We start from the raw sequence: 23,671 nt of genomic DNA, 5'->3' as shown, positions 1-23,671 counted from the left end.
CCAATAGAAGTGGCTTTATCTTTAGTTTAAGTAGCTTATCTAAACAATACTTGGATTAATCTAGCGGATTTGTCGCGGGTGCTGCTTAGTACATAAGCACCAGCTTCAATCTTGTTAGAGTTTTCAGTGTATTTAGCAAGTTCAGATGTAATATCAGCGTTTTTCATCACATCAAGAGCAGAGTTAGTTGTTATAATATTTTGCTCAAGAGCAGATGCAGACGCCGCAAGCGTTTGCAGTAATCCACCGATATTAGCTCTCGCAGAAATTACTGTCATTAGCGCATCATTAAGAACCTTGGAAGCCTTTCTCATCTCGCTAGTGCTTCCTATGCTTAACTTCTCACCCTTGAACAAGGTATCAGCGGTCAGGTCAGCAAACTTAACTGAGATGATGTCATCCTCACCTTCACCAACTTGGAATTGCATTGGCGAAAGGTTAGCCTTGAATGCAGAAACTAAATCAGTTTGAAAGCGTTCAGTGCTTGCATCGTTTGTAAAATCGACGTCCTTACCAAAAATCAAGACTATTTTTGAATTACTGTCTCTTTCTTCAACAAGTTCAATTTTCTCACCAACGTTTGTAGAGCTACCAAGAACTCCTGCCCTATTTTTAAACACTTTACCATCACTGGTTTTTACAGTAATAGACGCATCGCCAGTAGCTTGTGCACTCTCAGCTTCAACTGAAACTACATTAAGGTCTGCAGCATAACCAGGTAACACTAAGTAAGCCGACATATTATCAACACTTGAGCCTGGATTTGGGCTAAAGCTAGAAATTTCCCTTTGTTGATAGAACTCTAATTGTTCAAATGCCATATCCATAGAGGCAGCAAACTTAACAGCATCATCAGCAGAATTAACATCAAATCCACGGCCACCGCCTAAAGAAATTGTGAAATAACCTCCAAGATCTTTATTTGATCGCATAATGATTTTGGTATCCATAATAGGATTAGTATCTTCAACTATTCCTTCATACATGTAGTCACCAACAGATAATTGCAGCTTAACTCTATTAGAACCTTCGAAAAATGTTTTAAAGCCTTTGAGTTGTCCTAAAAAGTCTTTGTTATCATTTATACTTGAAAGATCTAAGCCATCAGCAAAGCCATCAGCAAGCTTTAGCGTAGCAGTCGTAGTAGTAGATGCAGTCACAACTGGCTCTTCTATAGTCATAATAGCGTCATTATAATCAGCAGAAAATACCTTGCTACTAATTTTCAATTGATTTTCCACAGTTGTTCCAGAAGAAGAAGCAACAGCTTTAGTTTCAAAGATGAAATTAGACAAACTTGGATCACTCGAAGAATTCAAAAATACAGCTATATTCTTTAAAGTTTGAACTGGATCGCCAGCTTTTAACTGTATCTCATAGCTAGGATCTTTAATTTGTCCCCTTAAAGTGAATTCTCTACCACCAAATTTAATTTTTGATCCTTCAACTAAAGTTGCATTATCAACTTTAACAAATCCAGTCGTGGCAACAGCCCCTCCCACAGATTTAATTAAAGCATCAGCTTTCACGCCACCAGACACAAAAACGTTGCCAACACCAAGAGAACCAACCGATGCCACATTATCATATTGAGCAGAATCAGCGCTTCCAACATTTAAATCTTTCAGTAAAAAGTTACCAGCACTACCTTGTCTTTTAGATTTAAAATCAACTGCAGTAGGATCCGCGGACTTAACTGTTGCAGATAACATTGAGGCTGTATCTCTTGAAGATTGCAATGCAAATTCTGTTGTAGTAGCATTTTGAAATAACCCAGCAACTTTAGTAGCAAGATCTGCAAGGTCAGCATTTACAGTAATCTGCTCACCTACAATAACAGAATTATTTGCAGAATAAGATGCTGCTAAACTCTTATCTGATACTTCAATAATACCTGCGCCAACTTGCAATGACTTAACTTGAGCAGCTAAATCAGCACTACCTTTATCCACACTAGCCTTAAATGATACCCCACCTGGATGTCCGGTAGAAGTTCTATTTAAGATTAATTTTGCTTCATCAACCCCATCACCAACGGAAACAACTGTTGCTTTGAAAGTATTTCTCAAAACTGGATTAACACTAACTGCATCAGCAAATGCTTGTGCTCTTCCTTTTGCATCCAAACCTGCTACGTTACTTATTTTAATATCAGCATCCGTATTTGTAGCAGTACCATCAATACCAAAAGTTACATCCTTCTTATTAGTGTCATCTATGTAGATTTCCTCTAACTTGAATAAATCTACTTTTTGTGCAGTACCCTTTTTTAAAGTAATAACAGCTTGATCTGCAGCATATAATATCTCATGCTTAACAGGATCGGTAGATCTAGAAGCGGGATCAACCTTAAATCCAGATATGGCAGCTTGAACAGCAGCAGCATCTGCAATACCAGGGCTATTAGAAGCAGCTATAGCTGCATCAATTGTAGCTTTGGCAGCATCCTTAACTGGTTGAGAGAGAGGAGCTGTTGCATCAATCGTGCTTTTTTGAACGGCAGCTTCGGCAGCAGCTGCTGACCTAGCTGTAGCAGCATCCGCGCCGGTTGCCTTACCTACTATAGCATCAATTGCTGCGTTTGTTTTTGCTATAACATCAGCTGGGTTTGCTTTTATAATGATACCATTAATTTCAATATTATCTGGTTTATTAAAAGAGTGAGTTAAAGAACTATAAGATTTAGTAACATCAGAAACACCAGTTATATCTGTTTCTAAGTTATTTCCGCCTTCTAACGAACCGTTCAGAAGCACTTGATCACCAAACTTTGTTGTTTTTGCTATACGATCTGTCTCTGCCATAATTCCTTGAAATTGTGAATCAAGTAATTTTTTATCTTGTTCACTTACAGTGTTTGCTGCACGAATTGCAAGTTCAGAAAGAGTTTGAACGTTTCTTAGAATTTGAGTTGCAGCCCCTTCCGCAACTTCTCCTACAGACTTAGCTATTGCTGTACCATCTAAAGCCGCTCTTAACATTACCACTGTCTTTTCAATCCTAGCGGCAAGAGAGTCTTTTGCTGGATCTTCGGCAGCCGAAGCGCGCTGACCGGTAGATAAACGTTTTGTAATCGCAGTATTTGCTTCCGCGTAATTATTTAAAAGGGTACCAATACCTCTAGTATCGTAACCACCAATTGAAATTGTCGCCATTTTTTCCTCCTATTTGGAATTTATTGCTTAAAAACTACTGTTTCCTTGGTTTTGACCAACTCTTAAAAGAGCTATACAAAAATTGTATTAAAGGCCAAAAACAACTTCAAGTTAATTTTTACAATAATGCCAACATGTAACTTATCTTATTGTTTTATAAGAAATAAAAAATCATTGTGAAAGCTGCTGCAAGATTTCGTAAGCTCTCTTAATTACCTCTTTCGGCATACCAGATAGTTCCGCGACATGGATACCATAGGATTTATTAGCTCTACCCTTTGCAACTTTATGCAAAAAGACCGTTTTACCATCCCATTCTTGCACGAGCATATTATAACACTGAAGGCGCGATAGTGTCTCTTCAAGTGAATTTAATTCATGATAATGAGTTGCAAATAACACCTTGCTCTGGTTGGTATTATGCAAATACTCAATAACAGACCAGGCGATAGAAAGACCATCATATGTTGAGGTACCACGCCCTATTTCATCCAATATCACTAAAGAATTTTTAGTAGCATTATTCAAAATATAAGCAGTTTCAAGCATTTCAACCATAAATGTTGATTGACCCGAGGCTATATTATCGCCCGAACCGATTCTGCTAAATATTTTATCTACTATCCCTATATGAGCTTCGTCTGCTGGAACAAAGCTACCAATTTGAGCCATAATTGCAACAACAGCATTTTGTCTTAAAAAAGTACTTTTGCCTGCCATATTAGGGCCAGTCATTAGCCAAAAATTATTGTTGGAATCTAATGCACAATCATTAGTCGTAAATTCTCCCTTTGGCATTAATAGCTCAACCACCGGGTGCCTTCCTCCTTTAATAATAAAATTTTCTCCGCTATCAACTATTGGCTTAACATAATTATTTTGCTTGGCGAGCTCTGCCATAGACGCTAAAAAATCAAGACGAGCAATAGTCACTGCTGATAACACTATACTGTCTGCTTTTGCAATAATTAGTTCGCAAAGCTCTTCAAATATGCTTGTCTCCAGCTGCAGCGCCCTTTCATCGCAAACTAATAACTCACTTTCTAATTTTTTCAGATCTTCGGTAATATATCTAGTAACATTTCCCAGAGATTGACGATGGATAAATTTCTCAGAATTAATTTTATTATTATTTAATGATGTAACTTCAACAAAATAGCCTATAACGTTGTTTCTTTGTATTTTTAAGTTATTAATTCTGGTCTCAAAACGATATTGATCGCACAACTCGCCTATCTTTAAATTAATATTGTTTTTAAAATTTATAAGATTATCTAATTGAGGCGAGTATCCAGATCTTATATAACCACCATCTTTAATGTTTGCCGGCAATTCTGGATTTAAAGCCTCTTTCAATTGATCTATTAAATCATGAAACAAGGCTAATTGCGGTAACTGCGATTCTAAATAATCATTTAAATCTTCCTTATTATACTGTAACAGTTCCGCTATTTGATTTGAAACGAATAACCCTTCTTTTACTGCATTTAAATCTTTAGGAGCACACCTTCTTGAATAAATTCTCGATAGCGCCCTCTCAACGTCAGGGAAGTTCGACATTATTTTTCTTAAGGCGACCCTTAATTCTTCATTATTGAAAAATACTTCTACGGCATTTAAGCGCTGATTAATCGTTTTTTCATCAATTAAAGGGAAATTCAATTGTCTGGATAGAAGCCTTCCTCCAGTTGCTGTAACAGTTTTATCGAGTACTTCTAATAAACTATTATTTTTGCTTCCTAAAGTATTTTTTTCTATCTCAAGATGCTTTCTTGTCTTAGCATCAATTAATAAAAACTCGTCTTGATTAATTCTTTTTAGCTTCGATAAGTATGGTAGGCTACGTTTTTGAGTGTACTGTATATATTCTAATAAACAACCAGCTGCCGCAATTTCTTGTTGGGTAAAATGGTCAAAACCTGTTAAAGAGTTAATTTTAAAAAAGTTCAATAACCTAGCTTGGGTTCTTTTCAAATCAAACAGGCTGTGCGGCTTTGGTGTAACAAAATTTGACACAGATAAAGTGTCACGTATTTGCTCATCTTTAAGCAGCATATCATCTACTATTACTTCTTGAGGAGATAAATTGCTTAGTAAAGCACTAATTGCGCTCTCGTTAATCGAGGATACACTAAATTCACCTGTAGAAATTTCAACCCAAGCGACTGCTATATTATCTTTAAAACTAGTGATAGCTGCTAAATAATTGTTACTTTTAGGGCTAAGTAATACATCCTCCATAAGAGTACCAGGAGTAATTATCCTCACTACTTCTCTTCTTACTACTGCCTTATAGGATCTTTTTTTTGCCTCCTGCGGAGTTTCGAGTTGCTCGCAAATAGCTACTGAAAATCCTTTCTTAATTAGTTTTTGCAAATATATCTCAGCTGCATGAAATGGTACACCGCACATCGGGATATTTTGTCCATCCTGCTGTCCTCTTTTGGTAAGGGCTATGTCGAGAATCGGAGCTGCAATTATAGCGTCTTCAAAAAATAACTCATAAAAATCACCCATACGATAAAAAAGTAATTGCTCTTTATGTTGGGACTTAATTGACAAATACTGCTGCATCATCGGAGTAATTGCGTTATTGCACTCCACTTCTTTAAAAATTGAATTATTCATATTCGCACACAAAATTATTATTTATAAGATAAATTAGCCAATTTACAAAACTGATCTATAGAGAGTTCTTCAGCTCTTGCAGTCGGTAAAATTCCGTATTCTTCAAGAATCTTACTTACCTCCTCCCTAAAAGCTAATTTTAAGTTATTACGCAGCATTTTTCTTTTTTGAGCGAAAGCCATTTTTAAGAAGGGCTCAAGCTTTTCTAAAGTGCAATCATATAGAGGTTTACTATGAGGTATCAGGTTTACCACTGAAGAAGTAACTTTTGGAGCGGGCCAAAAAGCTTCACCAGGTATATCAAATAACTTTTCTGTACAACAGAGCCATTGACATATGACGCTTAAGCCTCCATAAGCTGAAGTGCTTTTATTAGCAACAATTCTATCAACCACCTCTTTTTGTAGCATCAATGTAAAACTAGAAAATAGATTAATTTTCTTTAGCCACTTGATTAGTAGCGCAGTTCCTATATTATAAGGTAGATTAGCCACTACTTTTATTTTTTCGTTAGCTGCAACGAGATCCTCTTCCTGGATTTTAAGGGCATCCGCGTTTATTGTCTCTAAATTTAGATACTGATTCTTTAATAATTCCAAACCTGTAATGCAATTCTTATCAAATTCAATCGCTATAACTTTTTTAGGACCTGCCTTGAGCAACTCTCTTGTCAAGCTCCCAACCCCAGGACCAATTTCTAGCACTGTAGCATCACTAACGTTTGCCATAAAAACAATATTTGCCACAACGCTTTCATCTATTAAAAAGTTCTGCCCCAATTTTTTAGTTGGAATAATGTTATAATCTGCAGCTATCTTTTTTACATAATTCATATTTTACTATAAGTTAATTGCTAGATTTGAAGCTATATAGTATTTGGGAGTGAGTGTATTCTAAACTTTCACGGAAAATTTAGCAACTTATAAAAGATTTTTTTATGGTGTCACCCGAAGAAATAAATGGATATATTTGGTGGAACGGCGAATTTATAGAATGGCAGAATGCTAAAATACTTTTGACAGCCCATTCTTTACATTACGCAGGTGCTTTCTTTGAAGGCATAAGGATATATAATAAGAAGCCCTTTAAGCAATTGGAACATTACAGGAGATTGTTGAAATCTGCTGAAGCCGTGGGTTGTAGTATTCTGTATCCTATAGAATTGCTGTGCGAGATCACTACTAACTTAATCAAAATGAATAACCTAGCTTGTAAAATACATACAGCTATCATTGCTTGTGATTCCTTTATCAGCGAGGGAAAGTGGGGTGCAGGTCTCAGATTAGAAATCTCTAAATGGAAAAAAATTCCTATGAGTGTAGCACTGGTACATAGTAAAGCTTCCGGCCTATATATGATGGCAACTATCATACAAAATGAAGCTGTAAAAAATGGGTTTGATGATGCAATTTTAAACGGGATTACTCGACAGACAATTATTAACGAGGTCGCCTACAAATTAAATCTAAAGGTGAGAGAAAATAGGTTTAAAGTCGAAGATCTAAGAGGTTCTCAAGCAGCATTTTTGACCGGTACAGCTATTGGAATTTTAAAAGTTGCTAGTATTTATAGTCACGAACACAAAAAATCTTTTGAATTTTCTATTGCTGATACTTTATTAGAAAATATTATTTATACCTACAATAAAATAGTTGGAGCTTAGTAATTGATAAAAAAGCTATTATCTTTAGTATTTTTTTTATACCAAATATTCGCATTAACTGAAGGATTTGCTAATACACCTATGGCCTCACTTCAAGCTAATAATATCGCTTATTCAAAAGATTATGAATCAATTACTGCCAGCGGTAATGCCCAATTATTTTTTGAAGGAAAAAAATTGTTTGCGTCTAAAATTGTTTATTTAAAAAAGGAAAAAAGTTATTGCGACAAGTAGAGTAATTTTTCAGGACCCCAATGGTGATATCTATAATTTTGACTACTTAACTTCAGATTTAGGATTTCACAACGTGTATGCAACTAATATTAAAGGTCGCTCAAAAAAAGTGCTCACTTGGTCTGCTGATGAAGGTTTTATTAATCAAAGCAACAAGAGAGTAAAAAACTTTACCTTTTCTCCTTGCGTCAACTGTTCTAATGACATAATAAAAGATAAGCTATTATGGAAAATACGTGCTGAGGAACTGGAAATTGATAACAACCACAACGAAATCATTTTAAAAAAAGCCACTTTGGACTTTTTAGATAGACCTATTTTATACCTTCCTTATTTATCTCTGCCCTCCTCCAAAGCTAAACCCAAAAGCGGTTTCTTAAAACCAAATGTGGATATATCGAGAGAAATGGGTTTAAGAGTGGAAGTTCCTTATTACTTTAGGCTCGCTCCTAATATGGATGCAACCTTCATTCCTATACTTAGTACTACAATACCAACATTATACAAACTAGAATTTCGGCATTTGCTAAAAAATGGCCAATACCAAGTAGATGCTAGTTTCATTAATCAAAAAAATTCTAAGCAAGAAAGAGAATTAAGTAGTAATATTAAAGTTAATGGTGATTTTAAAGGCAGATTATTCAATCGAAATATTAATTATGGAGTCCATATCAGCAAATTATTTGATGAAAGCAAGACCTATCTGAAAAAATATCATCTCTCTAATGAGGACATCTTAAATTCCTGCCTTTATGTTAACAATCAGTCAGTAAATCGTACTGGAAAATCACATTTTATTTCTTTAGAAGCTGTTTCCTTTCAAGATTTAAGGCCAGATTATAATCCTAAAATCACGCCTAGTGCGCTCCCCCTAATTAGATATAAACAGTTATATCCTATTGAGTTTATGAACACCAAAATGGAATTAAATTCAGCTTTTTATAATATAATAACTAGATCGGAAGATCATGATACTAGGTTAATGAACGACATTAATTTTAGCAATCAAATAGTTACCAGCGAAGGTCACGAATTTAATATAAAAAATGGAATTTATACCTATTTACACCAGTATAATAATATTAATGAAATTAACAAGAAATATATAAGCCTTGTTAATGTTATTCCCTATTCTCAAATCAGATGGGGATATGAGATGCTAGCTTCTGACTATAAAGATAGAATTATAATAGAGCCGATCGCTGCTTTGATGCTAACTTCTAACAAATTTTTTTCTCAAGAAACTGAGCTGTTAGAGATACGAAAAAGTAATTTTTTAACTCCTAATAGGTTTTTAGACTGGGAATCTTCTGATTTAGTTTCACGCTTTGACTACGGACTTAACTTCTTTCTTAAAAATACTTCAATCGACGCTTTAAATATTTTTCTAGGAAGTAGCCTTTATATGAAAAATCATCAAGCAGCCAACAAAAAGAAATACAATTGTATACTAAATGCTTCTTTGCAATTAAATCAAAATACTTTTATAGTAAATAGGGTGTGGTTTGATCATAGAAATTTTAAAATTGTGCAGCATGAGATCGACTCTATAATGAAGTTCAATAAGCTTGGTCTTGGGCTTAGCTATGCTTATAAGAGTCAGGCAGATGAAAGGTTGTTCCAGCAGGAGGTTTCAGGATATATTGGTTTTAATTTTTACCAGAAGTGGTGGCTACACCTTGATGCTAAAATTAAGCTAAATAGTCAAAAGTTTTCATCTGGCTCAGGTATTGAGGATAAAAGGAAATTATTAAGGGATGGTATAGGATTAACTTATAAAGATGATTGCTTAAAAGTTGATTTTGCTATAAACAGAGATCACACAAAGTTAAAAGATTTGAAACCATCTGTTACATACGTAATTAAGGTAGGCGTGCCAGTTTTTAGTAAGTTATGAATATTATAAAAGTTTTTCTATTAGTTTGTTGTTTGGCTTTAAGTTCAACCACAGCCTTTTCTCTTAATAACTCAAGCATCGCAGCTATAGTAAACAATGAACCTATTACGATAATCGAGCTCAATAAGAGATTAAATGCTTCACTTGTGCTCAATAATATAGATCCTGCCAAAATCAACATTAAACAGATGAAAGAACAAGTACTTTATGCATTAATAGATGAAAAGTTGCTTGAAGAGGCTGCTTCTAAACAAAGCATAGTGGTTAGCGATCAAGAGTTGGATTTGGTAATCGAAGATCTTGCTACTAAAAATGACTTAACTGCAGAAAATTTAATTGTTGAATTGCAAAAAAAACAAGTTAGTAAACAAGAATTACAAAAGATGTTCAAATCCCATATTCTATGGTCAAAAATCATAAAGAATGAATTTGCGGATAATGTTAAAGTTTCTGAGCAAGAAATAAAAGAGCAATTTGAAATTATGCGCAAATATCAAAAAATCAATAACGATATTCGCCTAAAACTTGCCCAAATTGTATTTAATATTGAACCTAATAATCCTGGTAGCAAAAATTATGCTGCTAATATTATTTCCGCTCTCAATTCTGGTGCTGATTTTAAGAGTTTAGTACGGGAATTTTCAGTCGCCCCATCAAAAGAAAACGGCGGAGAAATAGGGTGGGTACAGTTATCACAATTAACTCCTACAACCATAGAAGCACTAAAAAACCTAAAACCTGGCGCAATCAGCAAGCCTATTGAGCAAGAAAATAATGTAATGATATTCAAGGTACTAGATCGACAAGACATTGTCACAAAAAAACTCGGTGTTATACCAACGGAACAAGAGAAAAAAGAGATAGAAGCATTCTTAAAAATGAAAAAAATTAATACCGGAGCAAAAGCTTATATGAGTGAAATAAAGCAGAATGCATTTGTAGAGATCAGAAAATTTTAGTGTACCGATTTTCAGCAGTATAACTGAGGCAAAAAGGAGTACGCTAAGGCGTTGCCTAATATCCTACAGATAAGAGTTCAAATCCAGCAAATTGCCCTCTGTGGAAAAAGAGGGCAAGAGTAGTGCAAAGCATCCTCAGGGATTTGCTATAGCACTTTGTTCTTCGATTAAAACTGGCTAGATAATGCCTATTAAAGAATTCTTTGATTCTACCACAATGAGGTCCCAGCTTTTGTTTTGTGATGGTGCGTGGAGATTTTACCATATACCACGCCATTCTTCACCTGTTCGCTGGAGCTGCAATATTTACACTTGATTGTCATTTCTATTCCCATTTTACTACGAAGATATCACGCCCTCTTATTGCCGTCTATAATTACCAGGCGATGCCAGTAATATCATAAAAATATACTTGCATAATTAGTATTTTTTTATAGAATACCGTGATTATTGTTTTCATTATTTTATAGATATCTCTTAGCCTATTCGAGGTTTGCTGTTTTTTTGTGTTTTGTCCCTACTAGTGCACGTCTTTTTTAATGTTTTTTTGATTAATTTCTTTAGGTTTGAATATGAATAGGACTGTAGGCGGGGTCTGTTTAATTGCGGGTACTGCAATTGGATCTGGTGTGTTGGCATTGCCGATAATATTAGCTAGCCTTGGAATTTTTTACAGTATTACTTTAATGTTGACTATATGGTTATTAACTTATTATACATCGTTAGTCAGCGTAGAACTTAGCTTGCAAGCTGGGCAGGGACTTGCTCTTGGTAGGTTAGGCAGACTGTATTCTGGTAAAGGGGCAGAGCTTCTTGGGATTTTAAGTATAAAAATAATCTCATATTCACTTTTAGCAGTATTTATTTATGGTATTTCTTCAGTAATTCAGAAGATGCTCATAGACTTCGGTATTGATTTTGACTTTAAAGTTATAGCTTTCTTGTCAACCTGTTCTGTAATCGGAACGCTAAGCCTTTCTATGGGCCTTATTGACCGTATTAATAGAATGCTTTTTTATGCGCTTTTATTTTCAATAGGTATAATAATTTTTGGTTTGTTGATTGTTATGGATTGGACTACTGTACCTATAGGTATGAGTGATGGCGCTTTTAAAGACTTGAGATTAGCGGTGCCGATACTCTTTACTTCATTTGGATATCAGACAATTTTTGCAACTTTAGTACAATATTGTCGGCAGGATAGCTCGAAACTGAAAAAAGCATGTTTTTGGGGCAGTTTCATCCCAACAATCACTTATATATTGTGGTTTGTTGTCATATTAGTCGTTATAAATAACTATGATCCCTATTTTTATTCTTTAATGACTAATAGCTTGGTTGATGTAGGGAGCATGATATTAAAATTGAGTCAAATAGCTAATATAACTTATATGCAAATTGTTATTTGGTGCCTTTCTATTTTGGCAATACTTACTTCTTTGTTAGGTGTTGGTATGGGCTTGATGAATTCCTGGGAAGATATTTTAAATAAAGGAAGGGTAGGTGCAAGTTTTCCAGTTAAGGTAAAATCACTTTTGTTAGCATTCATCCCCTCTTTGTTCATCGCCCTTGTTGTGCCTGATGCTTTTATTAAGATGTTAAGCTTTGCGGGTATGATACTAGTGATAATAGCAGTACTGTTGCCGCTTTATTTATTGCAAAAAATAAAAACAAATAAATTACATTATAGTATATTGACATCGAAGTTTATTAGATCTATTGCTGCAGTTCTTGGAATAGTAATTATTCTGATGGAAATAATTAATATATTTTATAAAGGTATTTAAAGTATGAATAAGTTTATTTCAGTTTGGTCAGCTTGGTTTTTTTGCCACAATGTTTTATGCATACCAATATATATTAAGAGTATTGCCTAATATTGGTATGCCGAATATTATCAATGATTTTAATATAAATGTGACTCAAATCGGGCTCTTTTCTGGCATATATTATATAGGTTATACACTTATGCATATCCCAATTGGACTACTTATAGATAGGTTTTCCATCAAAAAAGTTATTCCAATTTGTGTATTGTTAACTTCTGTTGGGTTATTACCTTTACTATATAGCAGCTTGTTTTTAAATGCTGTTTTGGGTAGGTTACTATTAGGTATTGCCTCTTCTGCTTCTGTATTAGGGATTTTCAAAGTTGTTAAGACCGGTTTTGGTGAAGCAAAATTTACTAGCTTAGTTGGAATGAGTGTAACTATTGGTTTGCTTGGTGCAATGTACGGTGGAAGGCCAATTGACTATTTGGTTTCTGTTTATGGCTGGAAGACAGTAATTAATGCTTTTGTTATAATTGGCGTTGCCTTTTCGATATTACTTTACTTCGTTTTACCTAAGACTTCTGGAGAAGATAAGCAATATCACTTTTCTATTAGAGAGATGTGGCAAGATGTAAAAAGTATTTTTTGTAATTCTAGAGTAGTAGTATTGAGCTTTATAGCGGGGTTGATGGTTGGGCCTCTTGAAGGCTTCGCTGATGCTTGGGGCACATTGTTTTTTGAGTCTTTTTATGGATTTGATAGAGGCCATGCAAGCATTTTGCCATCCATAATATTTTTAGGGATGTGTTTTGGTAGTGCTTTAGTTGGTTATATTACGGGCAAAACTAAATCTCATATTCAAGTGGTTTTTATTTCTAATATAATAATGATTTTATCGTTTTTATTAGTATTCTCTGGAAAATGTAACTTATATATTTTGTATTTCCTAATGTTCGCAATAGGTTTATTATCAGCTTATCAGATACCTATTTTGGGTAAAGTAAGAGACTATACTGATAGTAGACTAGCTGACATTGCGTCTGCTGCTTGTAATATGATTGTTATGATATTTGGAACAGTTTTTCACACTTTAATAGGTATATTTACTGAACAGTTCGGCGGCATAAGCAAAGGCTTGATAGTAATCCCAGCAGCTTTAATTTTAGCGTTAATTTTATTATCTATTTTAATGATTAATAAATTTTTTATCAGAAATATAACTGTACCCAGTAATGTAACCTCATAACACTGCGTTTAAAGTGCAATTGTTTTTAGACTTAGTTACAAAATACTTGTCAATATGGCAGTTGTTCTCTATAGATGTTTTAGTACATTTTAGTTTAAATAGTTATAATTTGCGATGAAAAAATTACTTATTGCTAATAGAGGTGAAATTGCTTGTAGAATAATGAGAACCGCAAAGAAGATGGGGATTACCACGGTTGCGGTTTATTCTGAAGCTGATAAATCTTCGTTACATGTGGGTCTTGCAGATGATGCAATATATATAGGTCCTTCACCTGCTACTCAGAGCTATTTAAATCAAAAAAGATTGCTTGATGCAATAAAGTTGTCAGGTGCTGATGCTGTCCATCCTGGATATGGGTTCTTATCTGAAAATGCGGAGTTTTCAGAGTTAATGGAGAAAAATAACATTAATTTTGTTGGCCCTTCTGCAGATTCAGTAAGAAAAATGGGAGATAAAATTCAAGCGAAAAAAATAGCGCAAAGTGCTGGAGTCAATGTAATCCCCGGGTACATAGGTGCTATCAGAAATGAAAAAGAAGCGCTTAATATTGCTTCCAAAATAGGTTATCCTATCATGATCAAGGCTGCAGCTGGAGGTGGAGGCAAGGGAATTAGGATAGTGCGTAGCAAAGAGGAAATGCAGCAGGCCTTTAGTTCTACACGTAATGAAGCTAAGAATAACTTTTCTGATGCCAGAACTTTTATAGAGAAATTTATTGAGAATCCTCGACATATAGAAATACAAGTTTTAGCTGATAAACATGGCCACTATGTTTGTTTAGGTGAAAGGGAATGTTCGATTCAAAGGCATCACCAAAAAGTGATAGAGGAGGCTCCTAGCGCGTTTTTAGATGAAAAAATGCGTAAAAAGATGTATGACCAATCGATCGCCTTAGCTAAGGCTGTGGATTATTTTTCAGTTGGAACAGTAGAATACATAGTTGATAAGAACAGAAATTTCTATTTCTTGGAAATGAACACCAGGCTTCAGGTAGAGCATCCGGTTACTGAGCTAATTACTGGTATTGATTTAGTTGAACAAATGATAAGGGTCGCTCGAGGTGAAAAATTATCGTTTAAGCAAAAAGATGTTGTTTTAAGTGGTTGGGCTCTAGAAAGTAGAATATATGCGGAAGATCCTGCGTGTGGCTTTTTACCCTCAACGGGCAGAATCGCAACTTATAAAGAGCCAATTTCTTCAGCAGGAGTTAGGGTGGATACTGGAATTTATGAGGGCGGCGAAGTAAGCATGTTTTATGATGCCATGATTTCTAAGTTATGCACTCATGCAACCAATAGAGATTATGCAATTCACCTTATGAATGAAGCCCTTGAACAATATGTAATACGCGGTATTTCCCATAATATTAGCTTCTTACAGGCAATCATTAATAGCAAAAGATTCTTATCAGCCGACATATCCACTAATTTTATTGATGAAGAATATAAAGATGGTTTTGCTGGCGCGGTCCTAAGCGATGAAGAAAGTGTAGTTATACTTTGTGCAGCTGTTTATATATCTATGACAGATATAAAAAGGAGCATGAGTATTAATGGACAGGTGAGGTTTGCTTCAAAGTCAATGGGGACACGTTGGGTTGTACAGATGAATAATCGTAATTACCCAGTCGCGGTTCGAGGCATAGATGATGGATATAAAATTTCATTTGAGAACAGAAGGTTTTATATTACTAGTCGCTGGTTATTAGGCAGTAAACTATTCCAATGTGTTATTAATGGTAAAGATTACAGCTTGCAGATAGAATACCTTCATGGCGCTTTAAACCTAACCTATCGTGGTTCGAAAGTAAAAGTTGCCCTCTTCACTCCAAGGGCAGGAGAATTGACTAAATATATGAAAAAGTCATCTGGAAATGAGGCCCAAAGTGATCTAGTAGCTAATATATCAGGGATGATAGTTGATGTAAAATGCAAAGCCGGAGATAATATAATTAAGGGACAGCCTCTAGTAGTGCTTGAGGCAATGAAAATGGAAAATGTTCTTTTGAGCCAGGTTGATGGTAAAGTAATAGGAGTTAATGCAGTGAAAGGTCAAACTTGTTCTTCTGGTGATATACTAATAGAAATAGAATCTGCGGATAATATAAATAGATTATGAGTTTTGTTATTGCTATAGACGGTCCTGCTGCATCTGGGAAAGGGACAATTGCCAAAATTGTTGCAGAAAAACTCGGGTTCGATTATCTTAATACTGGCTTGTTATATAGGGCGGTCGCCTACTTTGCACTACAAAATCAAATTGAACTAAGGGATACCGATAAGTTGGTTTCTTTAATTGATTCAATAAATTTTAACGACACTGTAGGAACAGCTTTGTATGGAAGTGTAGTTTCGGAAAATGCTTCAGTTATAGCAGCTATTCCTGAAGTTAGGAAAGCTTTGTTAGGTATTCAACGTACCTTTGCTATTGGTAAAGAGGGTGTTGTTATTGAGGGAAGGGATATAGGTACAGTAATATTCCCTAATGCGAATGTGAAAATATATATAACTGCTGATATAGAGGAAAGAGCAGCGAGAAGATTTAAACAGTTGCAAAAGAATGGGGAAGATATTATATATGACGATGTCCTAAGAGATTTGCAAATCAGAGATCTACGTGATTCGAGCAGAAACAATGCTCCCTTAACTAAGGGAAGCGATTATCTAGTTGTGGATACAACCAAGGTGGATATTGATGCTGCGGTTGATAGCATATTAAAGCTAATTAATAGAGCTCTATAATTTCTTAGTCTTATTAACTTTTTTATTTATAATTTTGATATGAGTATGAATCTCAAAAAAAACATTACAGCAGAAGAGCAATTAATCGCTGATGAATTTGAAAAACTTTTTCATAGTTATTTAGATAGCGAAAAGAAAGAGGGACAAGTAATTAAGGGAGCAGTTATTGGCGTAGAAAGAGATTCTGTACTTATTGATGTTGGTCTTAAAAGCGAGGGAAGGGTACCTAAGGCTCAATTTGGTAATATGGAGCTAAATGTAGGAGGTGAAGTAGAAGTTTATGTTGAGAGGTTTGAAGGCAAGGGCGGCAGAATAATATTAAGCCGCGAGAAAGCACTTAGAGATATTGCTTGGAGCAAATTCGAACAGATATGTACGCAAGGCGAGAACGTTGATGGTGTAATAATAGGTCGTGTTAAAGGAGGTTTTGCGGTTGAACTAAGCGGTATTATCGCGTTCCTTCCAGGCAGCCAAGTTGATATAAGACCTGTTAAAGATATAAGCGTTTTATTTGGTTTAGCTCAGCCATTTAAAATTTTAAAGGTAGATAAGGAAAACGGAAACGTAGTAGTTTCTAGGAGAGCAATTCTTGAAGATTCCAGAAAAGAAGCTCGTCAGGAGCAGCTTGCAAATATTCAAGAAGGTTCAGTATTAGAGGGAACGGTAAAGAACTTAACAGATTATGGGGCATTCATTGACCTAGGATTCATGGATGGGTTGTTGCACATTACTGATATTTCTTGGTCTAAGATCTCTCACCCATCGGAAGTATTATCGATAGGCCAAGTTGTCAAAGTTATCGTGATTAAATATAGCGCTGAATCTCAGCGTGTATCTCTTGGTATGAAGCAGCTTGAGGCAAACCCTTGGGATCAATTGGCTGAAAAATATAAAGTTGGTACGAAGTTAAAAGGTACTGTGACAACTATAGTTGATTATGGAGCTTTTGTTGAAATTGAGCCGAACGTTGAAGGATTGGTTTATCATACAGAGATGAGCTGGAATGCAAAAAATATGCACCCTCGTAAGCTTGTAAAACCTGGTGATGAAGTTGAAGTAATAATCTTGGAAATTGATATTTCTAAGCACCGCATCAGTTTAAGTATGAAGCAATGCAAGGAAAATCCTTGGGCTAAGTTTGCAGAAAACTGTCCAATTGGTAGTACTGTGTCTGGTATTGTTAGGAATATAGCGGATTTTGGTATGTTTATGACCATTGGAGAGGCAGAACAAGATGAAATAGACGTATTGATACCTGCAACAGAAATTTCTTGGGATAAATCACCTGAAGAAGCTCTAGAAGGTTATGCTAGAGGGGCATCAGTAACTGGAGTGGTTCTCAATGTTGATCTTGAAAGAGAGAGAGTAACCGTAAGTATTAAGCAAGCTGCAGGTGATGCAGTTGCAGTAACGGCTGAAAAACTAGTTAATGCTGGAATAGTTACCTGTGTTGTTACTAACATAAAAAAAGATGGTATAGAAGTTGAAGCTGCAGAAGGGCTTGCGGCATTTATAAAGAAATCTGACTTGTCTAAACATAAAGATGAACAACGTCCGGAAAGATTTGCGGTTGGCGATAAAGTTGATGCTAAAGTTTTAGGATTTGATAAGGCTTCAAGGCAGCTTTCATTATCGATAAAAGCGCATGAAATTGAAGAGGAGAAAAAAGCTATTGCTGAATTTGGTTCTACTGCAAGCGGTGCAAGCTTAGGCGATATCTTAGGTGCTGCTTTAAAGAAAGATAAATAAAAAAAATAGGTTGGCATTTAGGAATAAACTCAAAAATGCCAACCTATGTTACAAATTTTATAGATCAGAAGCCTCACCAAAGATTGCGTAAGCTTGTCCCGCTCCCTCATTGGCATTCCATTGCACCAATAATAATATCATCTATTCCATCGTTAGTGACATCCCCCCAGCGGATGTCACTGGGTCTCCTGCCCAATCACCTGAATGAATGCCATTAATAATGAAGCCATTATTACAATTTAAACTAGATAGTGATGGAGGTGAGTCAAAATGAGCTTGACCAAAAATTACATACGCTTGACCTGCCTCTTCATTAGTAAAAGGTGCACCAATAGCACCAATTATACGTCTTTCCGTCTCCATTAATATCTCCTGCCGGTGCAACGGATGACCCAGTGCTATCAAATGGGTTAATGCCATTAATAAAAACCTCAGTTTTAGGTAAGTTTTAAAGAAATTATCTGATATGGCTTCAAAGAGGCTGTGTAACCATTAAGTTTCTCTCAATTTCACGATAAATAAGAAAAGTGGTTCCCCTAGTAGAAATATTTTGTTTGATTGATGATTTTTGCAAGCGACAACTCATGTACCAAAGATCCTTAAGAAACTCGCAGAGACAAAGGGAACGAGAGTCTGGGATGATGCTTTCCGAAGTTATAACGATCCTCGTTTTGTTTCATTTGAGGGCATTACCGGATTCAAAGATTTTTACCTAAACTGTTTTCAAACCTCTCTCAGAGAGGAATTGCCGAAGCTTATCAGCTACAATCGCTTTGTTGAGCTGGATGCGAGACGCGGTCATCCCGTTGGTCATTCTGCTGAATTGCTGCAAAGGGAAACAAACAGGTACGTTGACTCAACAAAAAGCTGGAAGGTTTTGTCATAACTTACGTATTAGCCGTAATAAGGTCCTTAAAGGCATCGCTCAGCGTGGGAAAACGTCGACCCGGATGGTTCTTTGGCCTCAATGATCAAGGAGAGATTATGTCATTCACACTGACTTCGGGTAATACAGATGATCGAGCCGTTGTCGAAAAACTGACTCAATATTTGACAGGCCTTCTATTCGGAGATCGGTGGTATATAAGCAAAAACACTGAGCAATCAAGGTATTGAGCTCATCACACGGCTTAAGAAAAACATGAAAAACAAAACCCGGCTTGCGGCTTTTAAACAACTGCTTCTTGCAGGGCGTGGATTGATTGAAACAGCCATCGGAGAATTGAAAGAGATTTGCCAAGTCCAGCACAACACGGCATCGCTCGCCAAACAATTTCTTGGCAGACCTCTTTCTCAGGGCTCTTAGCTTATGTCTTCAAACCCAATATATCTCAGGAAAAATAGGCTCGCGGGCCTACTCCTTACGTCAAACTGAGGTTACTACTATACACTCTATAAATCTGCTGGGGGTGGTGAATTTAGCTTAGAATTTGCCCTCATAATCCATATAGTAAGCAGAGCAATTATTGCAATATATAGAGCTATAGAAATCGAAAATTTTGTAAAATGCCAAAGCATCATACAAAGTATTGGAGTAAGGCGGCCTATTGAACTTCCTATAGCCTCACCAATTCCAGATAATAAGTACTTATCTTCATTCTCAAATAAGCTATCAATCCACACATTAATAGAGCAAGTGAAGAAGACCCCTATGGTAATAATCCATAAACGAACAAAATTCACATACCATAAACCACTGCCATCTATGTTTCTCCATAATGGCACTATAGTAATAAATAACACAGCGGTCGAGATCATCATGACTCTAGTAGAGTTATATTCTCTTATAAGGTACCCTATTAATAACAACATACCAGCGTCTACTACTAACAATATTATATTATAGCTCATCATTAGCTCCAAAGAGATAGAAGTAATGCCTGGAACAAAATTATTCATTACTATAAAAACTATAGAATAGGTTACATAAGAAAAACAGCTTACTACCGCAACACTGAAGATTTTCAACTTATTATCCCTTACTAACCTTATCTCATAATATAGTGGTTTCACCTGATCCATCTCTACTCTATAGACATACTTTCTAAGATTATATCCTATAATGCCGCTGCCTCCTCCTAGGATAAAACATAGGCGCCAGTAATTGCTATAATTGTAATTAATCAATAACGTACCCGCAAAAGAAGCCAAAATAATCCCTACCATACTTGAAAATTGATAAAGCGTAGAAGCTTTAACAGCTTGTACATGTAATTTATTTTCTAGAATATATAACTTCGCTATAGCTTTCTCTCCTTCTGCAAATATTCCTTGTAGCATCCTAAAAATGGTGAGAATAAAAGGAGCAAAGCAACCAAGCACTGCATAAGTTGGTATAAATCCAATTGCAATAGTAGTTATCGACAACCCTATTAATGAATAGGATAAGGCAAGAGCTGCTCCCTTATTTCTGGCAACTACACTAAAAACTATAGACCCTATGGGTCTCGTAAACAGAGAGCTCGCAAATACACTATAGGTTAGGATTAAGCTCACTATAGGATCATAGTTAGGAAAAAAAATTTCCGAAATAACTGGCGCTATAAAACTATAAATTGCAGTATCAAAATGATCCAAGCTATTGCCGATTAGAATTGATAAATCCTGCTTTGTTAATGCAGTTCTTGAATTTTTAGCCTGTAACATAAAATGAAGCCTAATTTATACACCTTCATATATATATTAATAATAGCATTTCCCATAAATAAATCTTTTAAATAAAGGGTTACGTTTAATGTTTAGCAAGTTTTTTTAGAAAACCTCTTTACATTCCTTTTCCCCAACCTCTAGAGCCAAACGCATCTATGCGCCTTAAAGCAGTCTTTGAACGCTGCCCTAAAATCTTCAATTCTTCTTTGCTAAACCCTCTACTTATATTTCTTCTATCATAGTAAAGTGCAGCTTCTACTCCCCTAATCATCACATTATCTATAAAATTCTGTATCTCAGTTTCACCTGCTATGCGGCTTGGATTTAGCATTTTATATATTTCATATATAACAAATCTGGTCTGAGTTTTTAGCTCCTCTTCCGAGAGTTCCTCCTCCTTCTTCATGGAGTTTTTCTTCATTTTCAAAAGGGCTAGTATTATCTTAATCAACTTATCTAGCTCTAGGTTACCCTTTGTAGTGATTAAGTGCTCCAGTAACCTCATCAAAACCATTTTCAAGCCACCGCTATCTTCTTCGGAAACTTTTTTATTCTTATTTACAATATCAGAGATAATATTGTAGCATTCTTTAATCGCATAAGAAGCTTGATTTCGGTTTTCATTGCTCATATCATAAATTCAATTACATGTTTAGATAATTAATATTATCATTTTGGTTATATTTGGAAAATTTATTATGAAAATAATCACCGGGGTGAGTTATTTAATCCTTATAGTAAAGCTTATATTAATCGAAAGCTTTGCTGTCGATAATATCCAAGATAGCATTTTAATTAAAGACTGTATCATCACTCCGCAAATTTGGTCTTTAGAAGCGCCAACAAAATTTGCAACTACCTCAGAATTAAGAAAGCAAACTGGATCTTCAGTATTTGCACAAGGCCAAAGTATTATAATTTCTGGAACTATTCTCGATCAAAATTGTGTCCCGATAACTGGAGCAAATGTCAAAATTTGGCAAAAAAATCTTGGTAAACCATCTTCTCGTACGGATAAAACCAAATATACTGGCTCCAATATCTCTGATAATTTAGGACATTTTAGTTTCCATACTATAATGCCAGCTCCGGAGCCAAATGAGAGTCCAAGAGTTTATTTTCATATTTCACACCCTGATATCATAAACTTTGAGACAATTATGCTCTTTCCAAAAAATCAGAACAATGACGCGGAACTAAAAAACTTAACCGCACAGGAAAAAAATCTTTTAATTGCAAAATGCAAAAATTGCCCAAATAATGAGGGAGCCCCTATTTATGAATTTAAAATTATAATAGAAGGAAAAACTAATTATAAGAATTATTAACTCCTATGGGAATAATACTGATTGTTACAACAGCTTTAATATACTATTCTAACTTTATGTTTTCAGCAAATTCCATTGACTGCGATGGGGAAGATTGTAATAAAGAACCGAATTATGAAAAATGGGATGATATGACTGAGGAGCAACAAAGGTTTGCGGTTGGGAAAGCTATAGAAAAAAGAATACAATGAAAGCTGTTTAATGAACAAAACTAATATAAATTACCGTAATAATTTACTACTTTTCTCCATAGCATTTTTTTCATTTACTCTTTCATCTCCTCCACTATTTTTGGATCCGGATGTTGCTTGGCATATAGCTGCCGGTGATTATATTATAAAATCAAAAAGTATTCCTTTTTATGATCCCTGGTCGTATGTAGGACTTGAGCAGCAATGGTATAATATTTCTTGGCTTTGGGATATGTTATGCTCTTTTCTTAATCAGTTGGTAGGGTTTCACGGCTTATCAATATTACTCACGGTTTTTCTATCACTAATCTGTACGTATTGCTATCAAAGCCTGGTATCAAGAAAGTATCCCATTTCTCATGATGCTACAATGATAAGCTTAGCATTAACATCCTTGCTATTCATCGAAATAGGCTGCCTAAGGCCGCAGCTAACATCTTGTGTTATGATAACCTTCTTCATGAACAAGTTACATAATTTTTGTTACCTAAATGATGAAAAAGCTCTAAACAAATTGCCTTTTGCCACTCTAATTTGGACAAATAGTCACGGCGGATTCCTTATTCTCTATGCTTTATTAGCAGTATTTATGGCTATTGCTGTATACGAAAAGAATAAAGTTGCCATAAAAAAAATCATTAAAATCTCGGTAATATGCTCATTAACTACTCTTGTAAATCCAATAAGTTATAAAATATACATCGGCTCACTTAGAACCTTAAATAGCGTGGTTATAGATTATATCAACGAATGGCGCCCCTTCTTTTTCGGCCAATCCTATTCTTTTAGTATGTTATTTTTAGTGTTAATAATGGCTGGCTGCGCCTTTCATACTCATTACACAGAACTTAGAATAAAAAACAGTGATTGGCTTATTGGGTTAGCTTTTTTAATTGCCTCTTTATTATCAGTAAGAAATTTTAGTAATTTAGCTACTTCAGGAGCGCCATTTATAGCTGGTATAGTTGACAGATCCCTTCCTACTTCTAAATTTACTATCAAACTAAAAAATTCACATAAAGCTTTAATCAGTATTTTATTAATCATTGTATCAATTTCTATCCATGCTTTTTTAGTTATTACTAAAAATGATAAAAAGATAGGACTAAATAGAGTCCCAGTGGAGTTAATTCAATATACGGCAGATAATTACCCCGGCTCAAGAATTATTAACAACTATAACTTAGGGGGATACATAATTCTATTTGGTAACGGCAAAATAAAACACTTGATAGATGGAAGGGCAGGAACTGCGTTTAATGAAAGTATATTGAATGAATTTGTGGACATAATTAATAGAAAAACAAGCGTATTGGAAACTGCTGTAAAACATAATGTAGATGGAGTTATTATACATGAAATGGTTTTTAAACAAGAAAGTGAAAGCCAGAAAAAAAATTGGAATATAGTTTATAATTCAAAAAAATATTATTTACTTATCAAAAACAAATAAAAT

The 23,671-nt window shown here is 35.1% G+C and carries 20 protein-coding genes and 1 pseudogene; 15 read left to right on the top strand and 6 right to left on the bottom strand.

Features of this window, described 5'->3' with window-relative positions:
* Window positions 1-35: 35 nt before the first annotated feature.
* The 3 genes from MIDI_RS02985 to rsmA form a co-directional block, all read right to left on the bottom strand.
* Entirely contained in the window at window positions 36-3,155 is a 3,120-nt protein-coding gene (locus tag MIDI_RS02985) for a flagellin N-terminal helical domain-containing protein (RefSeq protein WP_013951106.1), read from the bottom strand.
* Window positions 3,156-3,326: 171 nt separating this feature from the next.
* Window positions 3,327-5,783 (bottom strand): DNA mismatch repair protein MutS, encoded by a 2,457-nt coding sequence (mutS, locus tag MIDI_RS02980; RefSeq protein WP_013951105.1) that lies wholly within the window; start codon window positions 5,781-5,783, stop codon window positions 3,327-3,329.
* Window positions 5,784-5,800: 17 nt separating this feature from the next.
* The gene (gene rsmA / locus MIDI_RS02975; protein ID WP_013951104.1) at window positions 5,801-6,616 is read right to left on the bottom strand and encodes a 16S rRNA (adenine(1518)-N(6)/adenine(1519)-N(6))-dimethyltransferase RsmA; all 816 of its coding nucleotides are present in this window, start codon (window positions 6,614-6,616) and stop codon (window positions 5,801-5,803) included.
* Between the two features lie 104 nt (window positions 6,617-6,720).
* Here rsmA and MIDI_RS02970 point away from each other — a divergent pair, with 104 nt between their 5' ends.
* The 9 genes from MIDI_RS02970 to MIDI_RS02930 all read left to right on the top strand — a co-directional run bounded on the left by MIDI_RS02970 (window position 6,721) and on the right by MIDI_RS02930 (window position 18,047).
* On the top strand, window positions 6,721-7,446 hold the full coding sequence (locus tag MIDI_RS02970) for an aminotransferase class IV (protein WP_013951103.1): 726 nt from the start codon (window positions 6,721-6,723) through the stop codon (window positions 7,444-7,446).
* Between the two features lie 3 nt (window positions 7,447-7,449).
* Window positions 7,450-7,680 (top strand): hypothetical protein, encoded by a 231-nt coding sequence (locus tag MIDI_RS02965; RefSeq protein ID WP_041185418.1) that lies wholly within the window; start codon window positions 7,450-7,452, stop codon window positions 7,678-7,680.
* A 109-nt stretch (window positions 7,681-7,789) separates the two neighbouring features.
* Window positions 7,790-9,577 (top strand): LPS-assembly protein LptD, encoded by a 1,788-nt coding sequence (locus tag MIDI_RS02960; RefSeq protein WP_237697422.1) that lies wholly within the window; start codon window positions 7,790-7,792, stop codon window positions 9,575-9,577.
* Complete coding sequence (locus MIDI_RS02955) at window positions 9,574-10,536, top strand: peptidylprolyl isomerase (protein ID WP_041185416.1); 963 nt, start codon at window positions 9,574-9,576, stop codon at window positions 10,534-10,536. The genes MIDI_RS02960 and MIDI_RS02955 overlap by 4 nt, the downstream gene beginning before the upstream one ends.
* Window positions 10,537-11,108: 572 nt before the next feature.
* Window positions 11,109-12,323: an amino acid permease gene (locus MIDI_RS02950; protein ID WP_013951097.1), complete on the top strand. Its 1,215-nt coding sequence runs from the start codon at window positions 11,109-11,111 to the stop codon at window positions 12,321-12,323.
* 49 nt (window positions 12,324-12,372) lie between these two features.
* Entirely contained in the window at window positions 12,373-13,554 is a 1,182-nt protein-coding gene (locus MIDI_RS02945; RefSeq protein ID WP_013951096.1) for an MFS transporter, read from the top strand.
* 114 nt (window positions 13,555-13,668) lie between these two features.
* A complete protein-coding gene (locus tag MIDI_RS02940) occupies window positions 13,669-15,675 on the top strand; it encodes an acetyl-CoA carboxylase biotin carboxylase subunit (RefSeq protein ID WP_013951095.1) in 2,007 nt (668 codons plus the stop codon).
* A complete protein-coding gene (gene cmk / locus MIDI_RS02935; RefSeq protein WP_013951094.1) occupies window positions 15,672-16,298 on the top strand; it encodes a (d)CMP kinase in 627 nt (208 codons plus the stop codon). The genes MIDI_RS02940 and cmk overlap by 4 nt, the downstream gene beginning before the upstream one ends.
* Before the next feature lie 45 nt (window positions 16,299-16,343).
* Window positions 16,344-18,047: a 30S ribosomal protein S1 gene (locus MIDI_RS02930; RefSeq protein ID WP_013951093.1), complete on the top strand. Its 1,704-nt coding sequence runs from the start codon at window positions 16,344-16,346 to the stop codon at window positions 18,045-18,047.
* A gap of 141 nt (window positions 18,048-18,188) precedes the next feature.
* Here the strand turns inward: MIDI_RS02930 and MIDI_RS02925 are convergent, their stop codons facing one another.
* Window positions 18,189-18,452 (bottom strand): hypothetical protein, encoded by a 264-nt coding sequence (locus MIDI_RS02925; RefSeq protein WP_148234119.1) that lies wholly within the window; start codon window positions 18,450-18,452, stop codon window positions 18,189-18,191.
* 163 nt (window positions 18,453-18,615) lie between these two features.
* On the opposite strand from MIDI_RS02925, the gene MIDI_RS08880 reads away from it, so the two are divergent.
* From MIDI_RS08880 to MIDI_RS09300, 3 genes and pseudogenes are all read left to right on the top strand, one after another.
* Window positions 18,616-18,933, top strand: a complete 318-nt coding sequence (locus MIDI_RS08880; RefSeq protein WP_041185412.1) for a hypothetical protein — start codon at window positions 18,616-18,618, stop codon at window positions 18,931-18,933.
* Complete coding sequence (locus tag MIDI_RS09305; protein ID WP_237697420.1) at window positions 18,899-19,018, top strand: transposase; 120 nt, start codon at window positions 18,899-18,901, stop codon at window positions 19,016-19,018. Before MIDI_RS08880 ends, MIDI_RS09305 begins: the two co-directional genes overlap by 35 nt.
* Window positions 18,978-19,353 (top strand): annotated as a pseudogene (locus MIDI_RS09300) (transposase). Before MIDI_RS09305 ends, MIDI_RS09300 begins: the two are co-directional and overlap by 41 nt.
* 86 nt (window positions 19,354-19,439) lie before the next feature.
* Here the strand turns inward: MIDI_RS09300 and MIDI_RS02910 are convergent.
* Window positions 19,440-20,693 (bottom strand): MFS transporter, encoded by a 1,254-nt coding sequence (locus MIDI_RS02910; protein WP_013951090.1) that lies wholly within the window; start codon window positions 20,691-20,693, stop codon window positions 19,440-19,442.
* 118 nt (window positions 20,694-20,811) lie between these two features.
* Window positions 20,812-21,327, bottom strand: coding sequence for a DUF5394 family protein (locus MIDI_RS06300; RefSeq protein ID WP_013951089.1), 516 nt, complete (start codon window positions 21,325-21,327; stop codon window positions 20,812-20,814).
* A gap of 85 nt (window positions 21,328-21,412) precedes the next feature.
* Between MIDI_RS06300 and MIDI_RS02900 the strand changes: the two genes are divergently transcribed.
* From MIDI_RS02900 to MIDI_RS02890, 3 genes are read left to right on the top strand one after another with little or no spacing between them, the layout of a single operon-like run.
* Entirely contained in the window at window positions 21,413-22,024 is a 612-nt protein-coding gene (locus MIDI_RS02900) for a dioxygenase family protein (protein ID WP_160162228.1), read from the top strand.
* 5 nt (window positions 22,025-22,029) lie between these two features.
* Window positions 22,030-22,215 (top strand): hypothetical protein, encoded by a 186-nt coding sequence (locus MIDI_RS02895; RefSeq protein ID WP_041185410.1) that lies wholly within the window; start codon window positions 22,030-22,032, stop codon window positions 22,213-22,215.
* 10 nt (window positions 22,216-22,225) lie between these two features.
* A complete protein-coding gene (locus MIDI_RS02890) occupies window positions 22,226-23,668 on the top strand; it encodes a hypothetical protein (protein ID WP_013951086.1) in 1,443 nt (480 codons plus the stop codon).
* Window positions 23,669-23,671: the final 3 nt, after the last annotated feature.

The sequence above is a fragment of the Candidatus Midichloria mitochondrii IricVA genome (genome assembly GCF_000219355.1).
In the GTDB taxonomy this organism is placed as follows: domain Bacteria; phylum Pseudomonadota; class Alphaproteobacteria; order Rickettsiales; family Midichloriaceae; genus Midichloria; species Midichloria mitochondrii.
This window is presented reverse-complemented; position numbering and strand designations above follow the sequence as displayed.